Here is a 549-nt window from a genome sequence, read left to right as displayed (position 1 = left end):
ACATTCGCCGAAAATTCGAATTTCTCAACTAAGAGAACTCACAAATTTTACCTTAGCCTGATCCGTTACCAGTGAAAGTAACGTTCAGTCTATCTTTCTATCACATACCCAAATTTTTAAAGAACGAACTAGTCAAAGACTAGAAATCAACATTCAGCATCGAACCGATGGAATGCTCATTTCTAAGCTTTATACAATCAGAAGCAGTAGTGGTGGAGCCAAGCGGGATCGAACCGCTGACCTCCTGCGTGCAAGGCAGGCGCTCTCCCAGCTGAGCTATGGCCCCGTATTTCTACAGGTTTCCCACACAAAATTGGTGGGTCTGGGCAGATTCGAACTGCCGACCTCACCCTTATCAGGGGTGCGCTCTAACCAACTGAGCTACAGACCCAATTTCGGGCTGCTTCTTTTCGTCTTCTTCAATGAATCAAGCAATTCGTGTGGGAGCTCATGAAGCAGCTGAGTCGTCGATTAAGGAGGTGATCCAGCCGCAGGTTCCCCTACGGCTACCTTGTTACGACTTCACCCCAGTCATGAATCACACCGTGG

General features: G+C 47.7%; 2 tRNA genes and 1 rRNA gene. All 3 read right to left on the bottom strand.

The features are described from left to right. Positions 1–210: 210 nt before the first annotated feature. A tRNA-Ala gene (locus CGA21_RS29780) sits at positions 211–286 on the bottom strand. Positions 287–314: 28 nt separating this feature from the next. Beyond that, positions 315–391, bottom strand: a tRNA-Ile gene (locus CGA21_RS29775). Between the two features lie 81 nt (positions 392–472). After that, positions 473–549: ribosomal RNA gene (locus tag CGA21_RS29770) — 16S ribosomal RNA — on the bottom strand; the annotation flags it as partial.

Origin of the sequence: Pseudomonas sp. PSB11 (assembly GCF_014596605.1) — a bacterium.
Classification (GTDB): Bacteria; Pseudomonadota; Gammaproteobacteria; order Pseudomonadales; family Pseudomonadaceae; genus Aquipseudomonas; species Aquipseudomonas umsongensis.
Note: the sequence above shows the minus strand (reverse complement) of the source record. Positions and strands in the feature narration are given on the sequence as shown.